This window comes from Peptoniphilus sp. GNH, assembly GCA_021307325.1.
In the GTDB taxonomy this organism is placed as follows: domain Bacteria; phylum Bacillota; class Clostridia; order Tissierellales; family Peptoniphilaceae; genus KA00134.
The window spans coordinates 1500729-1520224 of the sequence record CP089931.1; the positions used below are offsets into that span (position 1 = coordinate 1500729).

General features: G+C 37.5%; 12 protein-coding genes. 9 read left to right on the forward strand and 3 right to left on the reverse strand.

Features of this window, described 5'->3' with window-relative positions:
- The first annotated feature begins 304 nt into the window (after positions 1–304).
- The 3 genes from pflB to LV469_07230 all read left to right on the forward strand — a co-directional run bounded on the left by pflB (position 305) and on the right by LV469_07230 (position 4064).
- Positions 305–2554 (forward strand): formate C-acetyltransferase, encoded by a 2250-nt coding sequence (gene pflB / locus LV469_07220; GenBank protein UHR02428.1) that lies wholly within the window; start codon positions 305–307, stop codon positions 2552–2554.
- A 95-nt stretch (positions 2555–2649) separates the two neighbouring features.
- Positions 2650–3369 (forward strand): pyruvate formate lyase-activating protein, encoded by a 720-nt coding sequence (pflA, locus tag LV469_07225; GenBank protein ID UHR02429.1) that lies wholly within the window; start codon positions 2650–2652, stop codon positions 3367–3369.
- A 17-nt stretch (positions 3370–3386) separates the two neighbouring features.
- The gene (locus tag LV469_07230; GenBank protein ID UHR02430.1) at positions 3387–4064 is read left to right on the forward strand and encodes a Crp/Fnr family transcriptional regulator; all 678 of its coding nucleotides are present in this window, start codon (positions 3387–3389) and stop codon (positions 4062–4064) included.
- Between the two features lie 18 nt (positions 4065–4082).
- On the opposite strand, the gene LV469_07235 is transcribed toward LV469_07230, so the two are convergent.
- Positions 4083–4979, reverse strand: a complete 897-nt coding sequence (locus LV469_07235; GenBank protein UHR02431.1) for a LysR family transcriptional regulator — start codon at positions 4977–4979, stop codon at positions 4083–4085.
- A 128-nt stretch (positions 4980–5107) separates the two neighbouring features.
- Between LV469_07235 and LV469_07240 the strand changes: the two genes are divergently transcribed.
- The 5 genes from LV469_07240 (at position 5108) to pyk (ending at position 14184) form a co-directional block, all read left to right on the forward strand.
- Complete coding sequence (locus LV469_07240) at positions 5108–6547, forward strand: anion permease (protein UHR02432.1); 1440 nt, start codon at positions 5108–5110, stop codon at positions 6545–6547.
- 15 nt (positions 6548–6562) lie between these two features.
- A complete protein-coding gene (gene apgM, locus LV469_07245) occupies positions 6563–7801 on the forward strand; it encodes a 2,3-bisphosphoglycerate-independent phosphoglycerate mutase (protein ID UHR02433.1) in 1239 nt (412 codons plus the stop codon).
- Between the two features lie 232 nt (positions 7802–8033).
- A complete protein-coding gene (locus LV469_07250) occupies positions 8034–11468 on the forward strand; it encodes a DNA polymerase III subunit alpha (protein ID UHR02434.1) in 3435 nt (1144 codons plus the stop codon).
- A gap of 2 nt (positions 11469–11470) precedes the next feature.
- On the forward strand, positions 11471–12430 hold the full coding sequence (gene pfkA / locus LV469_07255; protein UHR02435.1) for a 6-phosphofructokinase: 960 nt from the start codon (positions 11471–11473) through the stop codon (positions 12428–12430).
- Positions 12431–12438: 8 nt separating this feature from the next.
- Complete coding sequence (gene pyk / locus LV469_07260) at positions 12439–14184, forward strand: pyruvate kinase (protein UHR02436.1); 1746 nt, start codon at positions 12439–12441, stop codon at positions 14182–14184.
- A 140-nt stretch (positions 14185–14324) separates the two neighbouring features.
- On the opposite strand, the gene LV469_07265 is transcribed toward pyk, so the two are convergent.
- Together LV469_07265 and LV469_07270 are read right to left on the reverse strand one after the other, a co-directional pair.
- Positions 14325–15920 (reverse strand): CTP synthase, encoded by a 1596-nt coding sequence (locus LV469_07265; GenBank protein UHR02437.1) that lies wholly within the window; start codon positions 15918–15920, stop codon positions 14325–14327.
- 8 nt (positions 15921–15928) lie between these two features.
- Complete coding sequence (locus tag LV469_07270) at positions 15929–17989, reverse strand: glutamine synthetase III (protein ID UHR02438.1); 2061 nt, start codon at positions 17987–17989, stop codon at positions 15929–15931.
- A gap of 228 nt (positions 17990–18217) precedes the next feature.
- On the opposite strand from LV469_07270, the gene LV469_07275 reads away from it, so the two are divergent.
- Complete coding sequence (locus LV469_07275; GenBank protein UHR02439.1) at positions 18218–19246, forward strand: PTS sugar transporter subunit IIC; 1029 nt, start codon at positions 18218–18220, stop codon at positions 19244–19246.
- The last annotated feature ends 250 nt before the right edge of the window (positions 19247–19496 follow it).

The following is a 19496-nucleotide window of genomic DNA, read 5'->3' on the forward strand; positions in this document are numbered from 1 at the left end:
TTACAATTTAATATTTGCCTTTATGAAGGCTTAAAAAGTATGGGCAAGATTTTGCTCATACTTTTTTATTTGCATTTTTATATATGAAAATGTTTTGATTTTAGTGTTTCCTTTTTTATTTTCTTTGTTTTGAATAAATTTTTTGCAAGAGAAAACTTGATTTTACTAGTTTTCTTGGGATATAGATAATATTTGGCGACTATGTGATTTACATCACATACAATTCCGTGAAAACCTTTTACAATGTATTTGAAGTAAAAACTATACACACATATATACTATATACAATACTATGGAGGGGAATATGAAAGCATATGAAGGTTTTAAAGGAAACCAATGGAAAGAGAAGATTGATGTAAGAAACTTTATCCAAGAAAACTATGTTCCCTATGAGGGAGATGATTCCTTCTTAGAGGGCAAGTCTAAGAAGACTGAAGCGCTTTGGGCTGAAGTTGAGGCTTTGATTAATAAGGAAATCAAAGAAAATTATAGAAAGGCGGACACTACAAGATTTTCATCTATTGATGGATATGATGCTGGATATATAGATAAGGATAATGAAGTCATCGTAGGTTTGCAAACTGATGAGGTTTTAAAGAGAATTGTAAATCCTTATGGTGGATACAGAATGGTTGAGCAATCTCTTGAGGCTTATGGGCAAAAGATGGATGAAACTCTCGATAGAACCTTCAAGGAATTTAGAAAGACTCACAATGAGGGAGTTTTTGATGCTTATACTGAAGACATGAGAACTGCTAGAACTGTTGGTCTTATCACTGGACTTCCTGATGCTTATGGTAGAGGAAGAATTATAGGCGATTATAGAAGAGTTGCTCTTTATGGAATTGACAGGCTTATAGAAGAAAAGAAGAAGGATTTGAAGGCTGTTTCTATTGATGAGTCCAATCTTGAAGCTACTATAAGACTTAGAGAAGAAATTTCTGAACAAATTAGAGCTTTGAAAAAGATGAAGACCATGGCTGAAAAGTATGGTTTGGATATTTCTAAGCCTGCAGAAAATGCTCATGAGGCTGTTCAACATCTATATATGGGTTATCTAGCTGCTGTCAAGGAAAACAATGGTGCGGCTATGAGTTTTGGAAGGAATACATCTTTTATTGATATCTATATAAAGAGGGATATGGATAGGGGTATTCTGGATGAGCTTGGAGCTCAAGAGCTTATAGATCAACTTGTTATAAAATTAAGACTTGTGCGTCACTTGCGTACTCCTGATTATGATGAGGTGTTTGGAGGAGACCCGACTTGGGTTACCGAGTCAATAGGAGGTATGGGTCTAGATGGTAGGACTCTTGTTACTAAGACTGCTTTTAGATTCTTGCATACTCTTATAAATTTGGGATCGGCACCTGAACCAAATATGACTATACTTTGGGCTGACGCTCTTCCTGAAAGTTGGAAGAAGTTCTGTTCTAAGATTTCAATCTTGACAGACTCCATTCAATATGAAAATGATGATTTGATGAGAAATATGTATGGTGATGATTATGCTATTGCTTGCTGCGTATCTGCTATGGAAGTTGGCAAGGAAATGCAATTTTTCGGAGCTAGAGCAAATCTTGCCAAGTCTTTATTGTACTCAATAAATGGTGGAGTGGATGAAAAGAAGAAAAATAAGGATAACAGTCCTATAAGAGTTTTCAAAGACATAAAGAGGATTGACTCTGAGTATCTTGATTATGAAGAAGTTGTTGCTTCTTACAAGAAGGTTCTATCAGAAGTTGCAGGACTTTATGTAAATGCTCTTAATGTAATCCACTTCATGCATGACAAGTATGCTTATGAGGCTGGACAAATGGCTCTACATGATAGCAAAGTAAAGATCAACTTGGCTTGTGGTGTGGCAGGACTTTCTATCGCCGCAGACTCTCTTTCTGCTATCAAGTATGCCAAAGTAAAGCCGATAAGAGATGAAAATGGAATAGCGGTTGATTTTGAAACCGAAGGAGATTTCCCGAAATATGGAAATGATGATGACAGGGTTGACCAAATTGCAGTAGAACTTTTGACTTACTTCAGCAATGAATTAAAGAAACACGCAACCTATAAGCATGCTAAGATTACCTTGTCTGCTCTTACTATCACATCTAATGTAATGTATGGCAAAAAGACGGGTACAACTCCTGATGGCAGAAAGGCTGGAGAACCTTTTGCGCCTGGTGCCAATCCGATGCATGGAAGGGATGAAAATGGAGCCTTGGCATCTTTGAACTCGGTTGCTAAATTGCCATATGAGTGTGTATGCGAAGATGGTATTTCAAATACCTTTACAATTGTTCCAGATGCTCTAGGAAAGAGTCATGAACAAAGAGTAGATAACCTTGTAAATATCATGGATGGATATTTTGGACAAAAAGCTTTCCACTTGAATGTAAATGTTCTTCAAAGAGAAAAATTATTGGATGCTTATAAAAATCCTGACAAGTATCCGAACCTCACTATAAGAGTTTCGGGCTATGCCGTTCACTTCAACAGACTTACTGATGAACAAAAGAGAGAAGTTCTTCAAAGAACCTTCCACCAAATGGCATAAAAGTGTAAAATAAATAGTAGTTAAAAGAGCCATCCGGATTTTCTAGATGGCTCTTAAATTTACAAGATTTAAAGAAATTGATTAGAGGTGTTCGTATGGCAAATTTACATTCTATTGAAACTATGGGTCTTTTGGATGGACCAGGGATAAGAACTGTGTTTTTTCTTTCTGGTTGTCCCTTGAGATGCTTATTTTGTCATAATCCGGATACTCAAAACCCATCTTGTGGTCATCCTATTTCAACAGAGCAGATAGTCAAAAGGGCTATTAGAATGAAACCCTATTTTAAAAATGGTGGCGGGGTTACTCTTTCCGGGGGTGAGCCTATGGCAAATGGGAAGTTTCTTTTGGAAACTATACTTGCCCTTAAAAAGGAGGGCATACATGTGGCTGTTGACACATCTGGTATTGGGGATGGGCGCTATTATGAGGATATTGTAAATGAGGCCGATTTAATACTTTTGGATATAAAGCATTATGACCCAATAAAATTTGAAGAGATAACAGGAGCAAAGCAAGACCTTTTATTGGAGTTTATCACTTGTATAAAAAATTCTGATGTGAGAGTTTGGATTAGGCATGTCATGATGCCTGGCTATACGGATTCGAAAGAGGATATGCAAAAGCTTGTGGATTTTGTAAGACCCATTAAAAAAAATATAGATAAATTGGAGATCCTTCCTTATCATACTTTGGGAGTTGAAAAGTATGAGGAGCTTGGCATAGACTACAAGCTAAAGGGGATGAGTCCCATGGATAAAAAAATAGCGAAAAATCTTGAAAATTATGCAAATTCTGTGCTAAACTCGGATTGAGAAAAGAGGTTGATAGAATGGAAGACAGATTTTCAAAAGCACCACTCTTGGAATACATGACAGATGATGAGTTGAAAAATCTAGAACATCAACCCGTCATAAAAGACTTTAAAAAGGGAGAGGAAGTTTTCAGACCGGGCAGTGAACCGATTTATATGTATGTCATTGTTTCGGGGTTTATGAAAATTTCCATGGATCTCTCTGATGGCAGGGAGCAGATTCTCTACATATATGGCGGCGGGGATTTTGTCGGAGGACACAATCTCTTGACCGAGGAAAAATATATTTATAGAGGAACTTGTTTAAAAAGTTCCAGGATAATTTTAATACATAAGGACGATTTTAATAGAGTCCTAAAGAAGAACAACAAGGTTTTGCTAAAGGTCTTGGATCAATCCTTCAAGAGAATCAGAAGAAGTGAAGAGCTTATAGATAGGCTCTCTGTAATCAATGCCGATATGAAGGTTGCTAAACTCATAATAGATATGATTCCTAGCTATGGAGTAAAGGAAGGGAAAAATATTTTGATAAGGTCTAATATGAATAGGGAGGAGCTGGGGTCTTACTCGGGTATCACGAGGGAGACACTTTCTCGCAAACTTTCGTATTTCGAAGACTTGGGCCTTATACGTTTGCTTTCAAGGGGAGAGATTTTAGTCTTAGATATGAAGGGCTTGGGAGAATTTACAATTTAAAATAAAAAAGAGATGAGTTCAATGAAGCTCATCTCTTTTATTTTCTTCTAAAATCTTGAAAAAGGCTATGGTGGCTGGAGTCAAATAGCGATTTTTAATATAGACATACTGCAATTTTCTGGATAGGCGGATATCTTTTAAATAAAGAGTCTTGATGATTTTGTGCTCTACTTCTCTTTCGACAGCTATTTCAGACATGATGGATATGCCTATGTTATTGATGACAGCCTCTTTAATTGCAGATTGTGTTGAGATTACTATGCGATTTTTGAAGGGGATTTCATGGAATTTATTTTTTAAAAATTGAAAAAAGGAGGAATCCTCTTTTTTAGTTATGAATTTGTCTTTTTTGATTTGCTCTAAGCTGATTTCATTTTTCTTGAAAAAGGGATGCTTGTTGCCGACTATAATTTTTAGTTCATCTTGCAAGTAGTCGTGGGTGGAGAAGATATCATCTTCTTTTTCTATGTAGTCTGAAAGAAAGGCAAATTCGATTTCGTTTTTGTTTAGAAGCTCCAAGATATTTTTGGACGAATCTATCTGCATATTTATTTTAATCTTGGGATATTTTTCTTGGAATTTGGCAATGATTTTTGGCAGAATATAGACTCCTATGAAATGGGTAGTGCCAAAATGCAGCTCGCCTTCTTCTAAATTTTCAAATTGACGAATATATTTTTTGGCGCCATTCCAAGTGGATAAGAGTTCTTCTGCATATTTAATAAAGGCTTGACCTTGGCTTGTTAAATAGGTCTGGGAGCCTACTTGATAAAAAAGTGAAGCTCCTAATTCTTCTTCTATGGAGCGGATTCTCTTGCTAAGAGCAGGCTGAGATATGTAAAGACGATTGGCTGCATTTGTAAAATGTTGGTACTTGGCAAGAATGAGAAAAGACTCGAGTTTTGTGAAATCCATGATGACCTCCTTTGTTTTTTTATTATAACAAAAGGTTATTATATGTCAAACTAAAAGAAATTGTCTTAATTGCAACGATTACCTATAATTAAACTAGCTTAAGCTAAATTTAATACTAGGAGTTAATTATGTCAAAGAAAAAAGATTCCGCTTGGAAAGTTTGGGGATACATAATATTTGCAGTAATTGCTTTTTTGGCTTTATATTTGATGCCAACTCCAGAAGGACTGGAGCCGGCAGCACAAACTAGCATGGCGCTTTTTGTGTTTGCTCTAATTCTGTGGATAGCAAGACCAATCCCGATTTATCAAACATCTATAATATTAGTTTTACTATTACCTCTTTTGGGAGCTGTTGAAAAGCAAAAGGATGCCTTTGGAGCCTTGGGCTTTGATATCATCTGGCTTATGGTGGCTGCTTTTGTTATAACATCTGCCATGTCAGCAACTAATCTTGGAAAGAGAATAGCCTTGGTGCTAACTACTAAATTTGCAAAGACACCGACTAAGCTACTTGTTGTATTTGTAGTTGTAAATTATATCTTGGCATTTTTCGTGCCATCTACAACTGCTCGTGCTTCACTTTTAGTTCCAATAGCTCTTATAGTTTTGGAAATTTATCAAGAGTACCCAGGAGAAAGTAAGTTCGGAAAGCTCATGATGCTTCAAGGAGTCCAAAACAATGCTCTTGCAACATCAGTTGTCTTGACAGCGACAAGTGCGCAAGTATTGGCAATAGGATTTATTAAAGAACAAACAGGAGTTCAAATTGGTTATTTGGATTGGCTTTTAGGATCCTTGCCTCAAGCAATTTTAACAACAATTATTGCCTTTTTCATCGGGCTAAAATTATATCAAAACAAGAAGACTGATAAGGAAAAACTGGAAAAAGCAACTGCTGTTTTGAAAGAAAAATTAAATGAGATGGGACCAATTTCTAACAAGGAAAAAAGAGCCCTGGTAATCTTCTTGCTTACTCTTGTCCTTTGGGCGACAGGAGATTATCAAGAAGCCCTTGTAGGATTTAAGATTACCACTGAACAGACTGCAGTTTTGAGTATGCTTTTGTGTCTCTTGCCGGGTATTGGTGTAATAACTTGGAAAGAAGCCAACATAAAATGGGACTTGATGATATTTTCAGCTGGAGCCTATGCAGTAGGTAAGGCGGTTGACAAGACGGGAGCTGCAAGCTGGGCTGTGTCTCAATTTGTAGGTGCGATAGGTCTAGATAAAATAAATCCATCACTTGTAGCTGTTGTACTCATTTTCATAACTGTGTTTAGTCATTTGATTTTTACTTCAAAGACTGTGAGAACTACAATTTTGATTCCAGCTATTATAAGCCTTGCTCAACAACTTGGCATAGACCCAGTACCTCTTGCTCTTACTTGTTCTTTCGGGATTGCAATGACAATTTGTCTGCCACCTCACTCAAAGGTAAATACTCTCTACTTTGGAACTGATTATTTTACAGTTAAGGATGAGTTGGTATTTGGACTTATAACTTGTCTAATATCATCTATATCTTTGTCCATTGTATATTTCACATGGATCCGTTTAATTGTTTAATAGAAAGGTGAAATAATGAATCGTAAAATACTCTTGGCTATAGCTGACGGACTCGGCGATTGGCCTTGTAAAGAACTTGGCGGCAAAACGCCTCTTGAATATGCAAACAAACCAAATCTAGATGCTCTTGCAAAAGAAGGATGCACAGGTATCATGGATGTTTATTCTGCAGGAGTACCTGTGGGAACAGATCTTGGACATCTTATCTTATTTGGATATGGAATAAAGGACTATCCAGGAAGGGGTCCTATCGAAGCTGCGGGTGTAGGCATAGATTTGGAAGAGGGCGATGTCGCTTTTAGATGTAATTTTGCCACCATAGATCAAGACGGAAAAATAATTGATCGCAGGGCAGGCAGGATTCGAGAAGGTGCACAAGAGCTTGCTCAAGCGCTTGATGGCATGGTAGTTGATGATGTGAGAGTCATCTTTAAGGCTGCAACAGAACACAGGGCTGTTATGGTGCTTAGAGGGGATAGTCTTTCAGATAAGGTTGGAGATACTGACCCCAAAGATATCAACATGAAGATTAAGGCGGCTTGTCCCAAAGATGATAGCCTAAAGGCTGAAAGGACTTGCCATGTTTTAAATAAGATTCTACTTAGAGCTCAAGACATCTTGGCAGAGCATGAGATAAACAAAGAAAGAAGAGCCAAGGGACTTTTTGAAGCCAACTGCATCCTCACAAGAGGAGCAGGCCAGCTTGTGAAGCTCAATAAGAGAAAAGAACTTGCAAGCATGAAGACTATGTGCGTGGCATCTGAAAAGACCGTCCTTGGAGTGGCTAGATTATTAGGCTATCAAACTCTAACTGATGATGAATTTACAGGAAACATTGATACAAATATTGAAAAGAAGGCTAAGTTTGCCTTGCAAGCTTTGGATGATAACGACTTTGTAATACTCCATTATAAGGCCACAGACCTCATGGGTCATGATGGCAATCCAGAGGGCAAGGTAGATGCCATAGAAGTATATGACAAACTATTGGGTTTGGTTACAAAAGGACTTGAAGAAAAGTCCTATGACACAGTTTTGGCTCTTGCAGCTGACCATTCTACTCCTTGTTATAGAAAGGAACACAGCGGAGATCCAGTACCCGTACTGATGAAGGGGGCTGTGGTAAGAAAAGATGCAGTGAAATCCTACGATGAAATTTCTTGCGCAGAGGGAGGACTCGGAAGGATTCAAGGCTCACAATTTGCTAACCTACTCTTCGATTTTATAGAAAAAACTAAAAAACAAGGAAATTAAACACAAATAAAACCTTATTTATTTTCACTAGCTATGCAAAACGGTCAAGGATTTCGTTCCCTTATTTTTTCCATGAACTGATTCGCACTTCTGAAATTTGAATAAGGTTTTATTGATTTAGGTCTTGTAAAATTTACAAGTTTATAAATATTTGTTTACCCAATTAAAGCTTGTATTCCAACTTTTTTATATTTATTGATATAATTATACTAGAAAAGTTTGGAGTGATTTTTTGAAAGATTTTGTTCATCTACACCTACACACAGAGTATTCTCTTTTAGACGGTTCAACCAGGATAAAAGACCTTCCAAAGAGGGTCAAGGAACTTGGAATGGATGCTGTTGCCATAACCGATCATGGGAATATGTATGGGGTCATAGATTTTTATAAAAATTGCAAAGAAGAAGGCATAAAGCCTATAATCGGATGTGAAATTTACATTGCAGAAGGATCACATCTTGAAAGAGATTCTAGCAAAAGACGCTTTCATTTGATTTTGCTTGCAGAAAATAATGAAGGCTTCAAAAATCTGATGAAGATTGTTTCTGAAGGATTTGTAAATGGATTCTACTATAAACCCAGGGTGGATTATGAAGTCTTAAAAAAGTATTCTAAGGGAATTATAGCTACATCTGCTTGTCTTGGCGGAGAGGTGCAGCAATACCTTTTGGAAAATGATTTTGAGAAAGCCAGACTAGCTGCTAGAAGGTATGTAGAGATTTTTGGCAAGGATAATTTTTTCTTGGAACTTCAAAACCACAAGATGGAAGAGCAAATTAGAGTCAATAGACTCTTGGAGGCTCTTTCAAAAGAGGAGAATATCGATCTTATAGCAAGCAATGATGTGCATTATTTAAAAAAGGAAGATGCCAAATCACATGACTTGCTCCTTTGCATCCAAACTGGAAAGACTGAAATGGAAAAGGACAGGATGAGGTTTCCAAGCGATGAGTTCTATTTGAAATCGCCTGAAGAGATGAAAGAGGTAATAGATAATAAAGAGGCTCTTTTAAATACTGTAAAGATTGCGAACAGATGCCAAGTAGATATAGAGTTTCACAAGCTCCACTTGCCCCACTTCGACCTGCCAGAAGGATATAGCAATGTAGAATATCTTGAAAAGCTCACCTATGAAGGACTTCATGAGAGATTTGGACAAATAAATGATGAAATAAAAAAAAGAATAGATTATGAACTCGATACAATAAATTCGATGGGATTTACTGACTACTTTTTAATAGTCTGGGATTTCATTCGTTATTCAAAGGCTCACAAGATTGAGGTTGGTCCAGGTAGAGGCTCTGCTGCAGGCTCTTTGGTCTCTTATGCCTTGAGAATCACAGATGTAAATCCTTTGGAATTTAATTTGATTTTTGAAAGATTTTTAAATCCCGAAAGAGTAACCATGCCAGATATAGATATTGACTTTTGCTACGAAAGAAGAGAAGAAGTCATAGATTATGTAATAGAAAAATATGGCAAGGACCACGTTGCTCAAATAGCAACCTTTGGCACTATGGCAGCAAGAGGAGCCATAAGAGATGTGGGAAGGGCTTTGGATATAGCTTACTCTAGGGTGGACTACATAGCAAAGCTAGTCCCCCAAGAACTCAAGATGACAATAAGAAAAGCCCTTGATGTAAATAGTGCTTTAAAAGAGGAGTACGAAAAAGATTCTAAGATCAAAAGACTCATTGATACTGCCATAAGCTTGGAAGGCTTGCCAAGGCACACTTCCACTCATGCGGCTGGAGTTGTAATATCAAAAGATAAAATCACAGAATATGTGCCACTTACAAGAAATCAAGATATAATAGCAACTCAATTTAACATGATTCAGCTTGAAGAGCTGGGACTTTTGAAGATGGACTTTTTAGGGCTTAGGACTCTTACTGTAATAAGAGATGCTCTTAGGATGATTAAAAAAAATTATGGAGTAGTAGTTGATTTTGACAAGTTGAGTCTTGACGATAAAGATGTCTTAGAGATGTTTGCCAAGGCTGAAACTCTTGGAGTTTTTCAATTTGAATCTCAAGGCATGAGAAACTTCTTAAAGGAGCTAAAACCAGATGCTTTTGAGGATTTGGTAGCTGCAAATTCACTATTTAGACCGGGTCCTATGTCTCAGATTCCAAAATTCTGTGAATCCAAGCACGACAAGTCGAAAATTTCCTATATACATCCCAAGCTTGAAGAAATCTTGGCTCCGACTTATGGCTGTATAGTCTATCAAGAGCAGGTTATGCAAATTGTTCAAAAAATAGGCGGCTATTCTCTCGGAAGGGCGGACTTGGTTCGCAGGGCCATGAGCAAGAAGAAGATGGATGTCATGGAAGAGGAGAGGAAGAACTTCATCTTTGGAACGACAGAGGGCGGCAAGGAAGTAAGGGGAGCAATCAAAAATGGAGTGGACGAAAAATCTGCCAACGAAATTTTTGATCTCATGATTGACTTTGCCAACTATGCTTTTAACAAATCCCACTCTGTTGCCTATGCCATAGTTGCTTATAGAACGGCATATCTAAAATACTATTATCCAAAAGAATTTATGGCGGCACAAATTTCTACTTATTCACAAGATGCAAGCCAAATAAACCTCTATATAGAGGAGTGCAAAAGGCTAGGCATAAATGTTTTGCCGCCAGATGTGAACAAATCTTTTTCTGAATTTTCCGTCGAAAAAGGCGGGGTGAGATTTGGACTAAGGGCTGTAAAAAATGTTGGAGAAAGTTTTATAGATTGTCTTGTAAAAGCAAGAGGAGATAAGGATTTTAAATCTCTAAAGGACATGCTTGAGAGGATGCAAAAAGAAAATTCTCAAGCCATGAATAAGAGGGCAGTTGAAGCTCTTATAAAGTCTGGCGCGACAGATTGTCTAGGAGGAAATAGACCCCAGCATATGGCTGTGTATGAAAGTTTACTTTCAAATATTTCAGCAAAAATCAAAAACAACGTCAAGGGACAATTTTCCATGTTTGATAAGGTTAAAGAGGAAGAAGACTTGCCAAGACTCAAGGATTATTCCCAAAAAATGAAATTGGAAATGGAAAAAGATTATCTTGGCATATATGTATCGGGTCATCCCTTGGACCCTTATAGGGCTCTTATAGAATCAAATAGCAAGGACAATACTGCAAAGATTTTCTCAGCCTATAACGAATCGGGACTAGGAGAGGGCAGAGTCAAAATTGGTGGACTCTTGTCCAAAAAAAGAAATCTTATTACTAAAAACAATAAAATCATGGCATTTGCAAGCCTTGAAGATTTTTATGGAAGTATTGAACTTGTAATTTTTCCAAATGTTTTCGATAGATACAGAGATTTGATAGAAGAGGGCAAGGTGATTTTGGTGGGCGGCTCTATTTCTGGCTCAGATGTAGAGGAGCCTAAAATCTTAGTTGACAAGATTTACGATGTGGAAAAGCTTTCAAGCAAAAAATTGTTTGTGAAATTAAAAAGTGAAGATGATTTAGATTCATTTGCAAAAGCCAAGAGCATTTTTAAAAAGTACTCAGGCAAGACTCCGGTATTTATATATTTTTCTCAAAGCCAAAAGACCATAAGGGCAGAGGAAGCATTTTATATAGACGAGAATAGTTATGAGCTTATAAGAGGAGAGCTTGTAAAAAATCTGGGACTTTCTTATGAATCTGTAATAATGAGGTAAACATGAAGAGAATAGGTATATTGACAAGCGGGGGAGATGCCCCGGGCATGAATGCAGCCATAAGAAGTATAATAAGATGCTGCATATATAAAAAATTAGAAGTATATGGAATAAAAAATGGGTTTGAGGGACTTATAAAGGCAGATATAGAGGAGATGGACATATCTTCTGTTGCTGATATAATCCACAGAGGCGGCACCATCTTGGGGACTTCTCGTTCGGATGAATTTAGGACGGCTGAAGGTTTGAAGAAGGCTCTTGCCGTAATAGAAATTTTCAAACTAGATTATATTATAATTTTAGGAGGAGAAGGCACCTTCAAGGGAGCTCTTTCTCTTGCAGAAAAAGGGGTCAAGGTCTTGACCATACCTTGCACCATAGACAATGACCTCGGCTATACGGACTACACAATAGGATTTTTCACAGCACTTACAACAGTAATAGATGCCATAGGCAAGATTAGAGACACTTCAGAGGCTCATGGAAGAGCGAATGTGGTAGAAGTAATGGGTAGACATTGCGGAGATATAGCTCTTTATGCAGGGCTTGCAGGAGGGGCTGAGAATATAATCATACCCGAAGTGGACTGCCCTCTAGAAGGCATAGCTGAAAAAATCATAAAGGGTAAAAACAGGGGCAAAAGGCACCATATAATAGTCTTGGCAGAAGGGACAAGTGGCCCCTATGAGCTTGCAAAAAATTTGCAGGAGATGACAGGAGTAGAAACGAGAGTAACTGTTTTGGGTTATCTTCAAAGAGGAGGAGAACCCAATGTTGTAGATAGAATTTTGGCTACATCCATGGGTAAAAAAGCTGTGGACTTGGTCTTGGAAGAAAAGTCGTCCAGGGCCTTGGGAATAATAAATAATGAAATTAGAGATTTAGACTTGAAAGAAGCAATAAATGCAGAAAACAAGTTCAATTTTGAACTTTATGAAATTTTAAAGATGGTATCTATATGAGGAGTAATATGAGAAAGACAAAAATAGTATGTACAATCGGACCGTCAAGTGAAAAAGAAGAAGTTTTAAGACAACTTATGTTAGAAGGGATGAGCGTGGCGAGATTAAACTTTTCGCATGGCTCAATAGCAGAGCATAAGGTCAAGGTGGACAGGATAAAAAAACTTAGAGAAGAGTTGGATCTTCCCATATCCATAATGTTTGACACAAAGGGTCCAGAAATAAGACTTGGAAAATTAAAAGATGATATGGAACCCTATCTAAATGTTTCAGATCAATATATTCTGACAACAGATGACATAGAAGGGGATGAAAAAATGGCCTCTATATCATATTCACATCTGCCAGAAGATATAAAAATTGGAGACAGAATCCTAATAGACGATGGACTTGTGGAATTAAAAGTCACAAGCGTTGAAGGAAATAAAATTTTCACGAGGGTTGCAAATGGGGGATTTATAAAATCCAACAAGGGTGTCAACGTGCCTGATGTAAAACTAAGGCTGCCATCTCTTACTGAGAAGGATATAAAAGATTTAAAATTCGGAGTTCAAGAGGACATAGAATTCATAGCGGCATCTTTTATAAGAAGCAAGGACGATGTATTAAAGATAAGATCAGTGCTTGAAGAAGAAGGAAACTTCGACATAAAAATAATATCTAAGATTGAGAGCAAGGAAGGGCTTGATAATATAGATGAGATAATAGAAGTTTCAGACGGCATAATGGTAGCCAGAGGAGATCTCGGAGTAGAAATCCCGACAGAAGAAGTGCCACTTGCTCAAAAGAGGATTATAAAAAAATGTAATCTGCTCGGCAAACCTGTAATCACAGCGACTCAAATGCTAGATTCCATGATTCGCAATCCACGACCTACAAGAGCAGAGGCAAATGACGTGGCAAATGCCGTCCTTGATGGCACAGATGCTATAATGCTTTCTGGCGAAACAGCTTCTGGAGCCTATCCACTTGAGGCTGTGAGAACTATGGCAAAGATTGCCAAAAAAACAGAAGAATCAATTGACTATAAGGAGCTTTTAAGAAATAAAATTTCCAGCCAAGAAAACACCGTCACAAACTCCATTGGAAAATCAACTTGTACAATAGCATCGGATATCTCTGCCAAGGCAATCATAACAGCGACAACAAGCGGCACAACTTCAAGAGCCATATCCAAATTCAGACCAGAAAATCCGATTGTAGCTGTCACAACTGATAAGAAAGTCAGAAGACAATTGGAACTTTCTTGGGGTATAGTAAGTCTTATAGCACCAAGTGCAAACTCAACAGATGAGGTAATAGATATGGCGGTGGAAGTCTCTAAGCAAAATGATTTAGTTAAAAATGGAGACCTTGTAGTAATCACAGCTGGTGTTCCGGTAGGATTTTCAGGCTCTACAAATCTTATAAAGGTTCAAAAAATTGGAGAACTTGTTATAAGAGGAACGGGAATCGGAGAAAAAACTTATGCAGGAAGATGCCTTGTTTTAAAAGACCAAGATGACTACAAAGATTTTATCGAAGGAGACATAATAGTAACTGTATCTTCTGATAAGGAAACAGTTTCTTATCTGGAAAAGGCCGGGGGTCTTATAACAGAAGAATCAGGCTTTACATCTCATGGAGCAATTGTAGGAGTTGAGCTAGGACTTCCGACAATAGTTGGAGCCAAGGACATCACCAAGGCTTTAAAGACAGGAGAAAGAATTATCATAAATGCCAAAGATGGCACAATACAAAAATGTGAAGATTGACAATAAGTTTAGTAAATTTGGACTTTTTAAAAATTTATAAGCAAATAAAAAAGTTTTGCAGGGCTTTTAACAAGCTTTTGCAAAACTTTTTTTGTTAGAAAATTAAAATTTATTTTTCACTTAAATCAGGTAATTTATTTTTATTTATTAGAGCAGGCTTTTATAAATCCGCCAAAGAGCGGATGAATCTTATTGGGTCTAGACTTAAACTCTGGATGGAATTGACAAGCGAGGTAAAATTTATTTTTCGGAAGTTCTATTATCTCTACCAAATCCAAATCTTCATTGATTCCAGAAAATACAAGGCCGGCCTTTCTGAATTCACCCCTGAACTTGTTGTTAAATTCGTATCTGTGTCTATGACGTTCTAAAATCTTGTCTTCGCCATAGAGTTTCTTTGCAAGACTTTCTTCTGATAATTTGCAAGGATAATTGCCAAGTCTTAGAGTGCCGCCTAAATTTTCGACCCCTTCTTGATTTTCCAAAAGGTCAATTATAGGGAAGGGAGTTTGTGGATCTATCTCTGTGGAGTTGGCAGAATTGTAGCCGAGCAAATTTCTAGCTATATCTATGGCTGCAATTTGCATTCCGTAGCAAATCCCAAAATAGGGGAGATCATTTTCTCTAGCATACTTTGAAGTTTCAATCATGCCTTCTGTGCCCCTTTGACCAAATCCGCCAGGCACAATCACACCGTCCATGCCCTTTAAAAATTCGCCCACATTTTCTCTTGTTATATCTTCAGAATTTATCCATTTTATATTGACGAGCTTGCCAGATGCATAGCCTGCATCAAATAGTGCTTGGGAGACAGAAAGATAGGCATCGTGAAGTTGGATATATTTTCCCACAAGAGCTATGTTGACTTCTTCCTTGGCACTCTTAAATTTGTCGCACATATCTTTCCAAGAGTGATTTTTGGGCTCTTTGGCATCCAAAGCTAGGGCATCAATTATATAATTATCAAGTCCTTGTTTATGAAAAACTAGAGGAACTTCATAAATCAAATCGACAGTTTCCGATTCTATTATGGCATCTCTTGGCACATCACAGAAGAGGGAAATCTTATCTCTTGCCGATTGAGTTAGCTTGCCATCGCTTCTTATCACAATTATATCCGGCTTTATACCATTGCTCATAAGCTCCTTGTAGGAGTGTTGAGTCGGCTTGGTTTTGAGTTCACCCGATCCAGGAATTTGTGGTATTAGGACTGTGTGAACAAAAAGGACATCTTCACGTTTGTTTTCTGCGTGAATTTGTCTTATGGCTTCTAAAAATGGAAGAGACTCTATGTCTCCGACTGTTCCACCAATTTCTGTTATGATGACATCTGCGCCAGACTCTTCAGCAGCCCTATATACGGAATTTTTTATCTCATCTGTAACATGGGGGATGACCTGAACAGTAGACCCATTGTAGTCGCCCCTTCTTTCCTTGGAAATGACTCTGGAATAAATTTTTCCAGTTGTTATAGAGCCGACCTTGGTGAGCTCTTCGTCTATAAATCTTTCATAGTGTCCCAAGTCCAGATCGGTTTCTGCTCCGTCTTTAGTCACAAAAACTTCTCCATGCTCGTAAGGATTCATGGTACCAGGGTCTATATTTAAGTAGGGATCGAATTTTTGCATAAAGATGCTCAAGCCTCTGTCCTTTAAAAGACGACCAATACTGGCTGCACTTATGCCTTTTCCGATTCCTGATACGACGCCTCCTGTTACAAAAATAAATTTTGACATACTACCTCCTATATAAGTGAATTAAAAATTTCATCATAGCCAACTAAGGAATAATTGTTTTTAGAAATCAAATCTTCCATTTCATCGGCGACTTTTCTAACATCTAAAAGCTTATCAGCAAGACCAATTTGACAAGCCTTGGCTTTTTCTTCCAAGCAAGCTATATCTTTATACTTGCTTAAATTTGCGCTAAGCTCATTTCTAAGATTCATAAGAGCTTCAAGCAGTCCTTCCAAGTGAGCCTTTCTGTCTTCCAAAAATCTCAGACCAGAATTTTTCAAGTCGGAAATTTCTCTTAGAGCAGATGGAAGGATGTCCTTGTCTATTAAATTTATACAAGCCCTTGCTTCAATTGTATGATAATTTACGATTTCTTCCAAGTAGACATCGTAAATTGCTTTTAATTCTTTTCTACTAAAAATTTTATAGTCTTCAAAAACTTTGAGATTCTCATCATTTTTCAAAAATGCCAAGGCTTGGAAGAGATTATCAAAAGACCTTAGACCCCTTTTTTCAGCAAGAGCCTTCCAAGATTTCGAGTAGTTATCTCCAGTATACATGACCTTGCCATGAGCTTTTAAAATGTCTTCTATAATTTCATAGGACTTGTCCTTGAGATTTTTAGAAGATACATCTTTCAATAAATTTGCAATGCGGTCCAAAATATCTGCCATAAAAGTATTTAAAACGACATTCACATCGGAAGCATTTCTAGAAGAACCGAGCATCCTAAACTCAAACTTGTTTCCAGTAAATGCCATAGGGGAAGTCCTATTCCTATCCGATCTGTCCTTGGGGATATCTCCAAGGGAGCTTACTCTTATAGAAGAGTCATAAGATTTAAAGTCCCTCTTTCCCAAAGAGATGGCCTCGAAAATTTCTTGAATATCTTGACCTAAAAAGATGGACATGATTGAAGGAGGGGCCTCATTGCCGCCCAGCCTATAATCATTAGAAGGCCCTGAGCTTACAACTCTTAAAATAGCACCTGCCCTATCGACAAGTTCGATCATGGCAGCTGTAAACAACAAAAACACCAAATTTTCTTCGGGCTTCTTGCCAGGGTTGAAACAATTTAGGCCATAGTTATTAGTTATGGAATAATTATTGTGTTTTCCGGAGCCATTTACCCCGGCAAAAGGTTTTTCATGGAGCAGGCATACTAGATTGTGCTCTAAGGCTGTAGAGGTTAAGATGGACATGACAAGCTGATTGTCGTCTATTGCAACATTGGTGTTTTCATAAAGCACAGCCAATTCAAATTGGCAAGGAGCGACTTCATTATGCTCCGTTTTAGCATAGATGCCAAGCTCCCAAAGTTTTTTGTTTACATCCTTGTAAAAATCCTCAACTCTTTTTGGAGTTCTTCCAAAGTAGTGGTCTTCCAGAGTTTGACCCTTGACAGCCGAAGAACCTACAAGTGTTCTGCCACAAGATTGAAGATCTATACGTTTTTTATAAATATCTTTATCTATTAAGAAAAATTCTTGCTCCAGCCCAAGCTTACTTTTCATTCTGTAAGTTTTATTTTTTCTATCTAAAATATTTAAAAGCCTTGTGCCAGCCTTGGACAAAGCCTCAGTGGCCCTCAAAAGAGGCGCTCTCTTGTCCAAACTTTCCCCAGTGTAGGATACGAAGATGGATGGTATATACAAGACCCCATTTTCGATAAAAGAATTGGCCGACAAATCCCAGTAGGCATATCCTCTTGCTTCAAAAGTCGATCTCATACCACCAGACGGAAAGGACGATGCATCCGGTTCACTCTTAATGAGTTCGGCTCCAGAAAAATGGTAGATTGGTTCATTGTCCTTGGATCTATCTAAAAAAGATTCCAACTTTCTAGCTGAAAGTCCGTTTAAGGGATAAAAGAGATGAGAATAGTGGCTTGCTCCCATGGAAATGGCCCACTCCTTCATGGCATGGGCAATAGCATCTGCAGTATTTCTATCTAAATCCTCTTGCAATCTGAGGGCTTTTTTCCAACTTTGGTAGATGGGTTGAGGAAGGTATTCCTTCATCTTTTTCTTGTTAAAGCACATTTTTGCAAAATCAATTTCTTCTCGCATAAAGCCTCCTATAAAACAAAAAAATTGGCCCCTAAAAAATGACCAATATAAAAAACAAGTATTAAATTTCAACCGTGTTTTCTTTTATGATATATATTTTATTTTTTTATGTCAACAAGTTGAGCAAAAGAAATTTAATAATTATAACAATAAGTTTAATAATTGAAAAAATATAAAAAAATAATGTGCTATAATTACTTCCATAGTGGAAAGAAAGAGGGATAAAAGATGAATATGTATAAAAGAATCCAAGGCTATATCACAAATGTCTTAAATGGCATGGCCTATGGGCTATTCTCATCGCTTCTTATCGGTTTAATAATAAAACAAATAGGAGCTCTTACGGGAATTGAACTTTTGTCGAAATTTGGAAGTGTGGCACAAAATTTAATGGGACCTGCCATAGGAGTAGGAGTAGCTTATGTTTTAAAAGCTCCATCTCTTATAGTTATGGCATCATCTATCACAGGAGCAATAGGCGCTGGGACTTTTATTTTTGAAAATGGGCAAGTGATGGCGAAAATAGGAGAGCCTGTTGGCGCTTTTATAGCCGCTTTGTTGGGAGTTGAAGTGGCAAAAAGATTTGCCGGCAAGACTAAGGTAGATATTGTGCTTCTCCCCCTAATCACAATTATAGTAGGTGGGCTTGTGGGCACCTTTATATCACCAGCCCTGTCGGCTATGATGAAAGGCTTGGGAGAGCTAATAAATAGGGCCACCGAGCTAAGACCTGTTCCCATGGGAATAATCATTTCTGTGCTTATGGGAATAATATTGACCCTACCCATATCCTCAGCTGCGATAGCCATATCCTTAAACCTATCGGGTCTTGCCGCCGGAGCCGCAACAGTTGGATGCTGTGCCAACATGATAGGCTTTGCTGTCATATCTTATAAGGCGAACGGACTTGGAGGCTTTATTGCTCAAGGCATAGGCACATCAATGCTACAAATGCCAAATATAATAAAAAAGCCCATAATTTGGTTGCCAGCTATTATTTCTTCAGCCATCCTAGGGCCAGTATCCTCAAGCATTTTGAAGATGACATCCTCTGCCAAGGGAGCGGGCATGGGTACAAGTGGACTTGTGGGTCAATTTGCCATGATTGAAGTCATGGGCAACAATATAAATACCATAATGCAAATAGCCCTTATGCATTTTATTTTGCCGGGAATCATATCCTATTTGGTCTATAAGATTCTAATAGCCAAGAGACTTATAAAGGACGAGGACCTTTTACTAGAAAAGATTAAATAATATATAAGTTTAAAATTAATATATTCTAATTTTTAAAATATAGACCTTAATTCTATTAAAGCTTGTCTTAATAATATGTTCTTTAATAAAAAACCCCAAGATCCGAACTTCGGATTTTGGGGTTTTGTTTGTTTTTAAGATTTTATTTTTATTGAAACTTGGCTTTAATAAATTTTGAATAAAGGGGCTTAGACCTTCATGCAAATTAAATATTAAGGAAATAAATTTCTAATTAAGAACCTCTAGAGTA

Coding starts and splice junctions, on each gene's coding strand:
- pflB (UHR02428.1), top strand. CDS start 305: ATGAAAGCATATGAAGGTTTTAAAGGAAACCAATGGAAAGAGAAGATT.
- pflA (UHR02429.1), top strand. CDS start 2,650: ATGGCAAATTTACATTCTATTGAAACTATGGGTCTTTTGGATGGACCA.
- LV469_07230 (UHR02430.1), top strand. CDS start 3,387: ATGGAAGACAGATTTTCAAAAGCACCACTCTTGGAATACATGACAGAT.
- LV469_07235 (UHR02431.1), bottom strand. CDS start 4,979: ATGGATTTCACAAAACTCGAGTCTTTTCTCATTCTTGCCAAGTACCAA.
- LV469_07240 (UHR02432.1), top strand. CDS start 5,108: ATGTCAAAGAAAAAAGATTCCGCTTGGAAAGTTTGGGGATACATAATA.
- apgM (UHR02433.1), top strand. CDS start 6,563: ATGAATCGTAAAATACTCTTGGCTATAGCTGACGGACTCGGCGATTGG.
- pfkA (UHR02435.1), top strand. CDS start 11,471: ATGAAGAGAATAGGTATATTGACAAGCGGGGGAGATGCCCCGGGCATG.
- pyk (UHR02436.1), top strand. CDS start 12,439: ATGAGAAAGACAAAAATAGTATGTACAATCGGACCGTCAAGTGAAAAA.
- LV469_07265 (UHR02437.1), bottom strand. CDS start 15,920: ATGTCAAAATTTATTTTTGTAACAGGAGGCGTCGTATCAGGAATCGGA.
- LV469_07270 (UHR02438.1), bottom strand. CDS start 17,989: ATGCGAGAAGAAATTGATTTTGCAAAAATGTGCTTTAACAAGAAAAAG.
- LV469_07275 (UHR02439.1), top strand. CDS start 18,218: ATGAATATGTATAAAAGAATCCAAGGCTATATCACAAATGTCTTAAAT.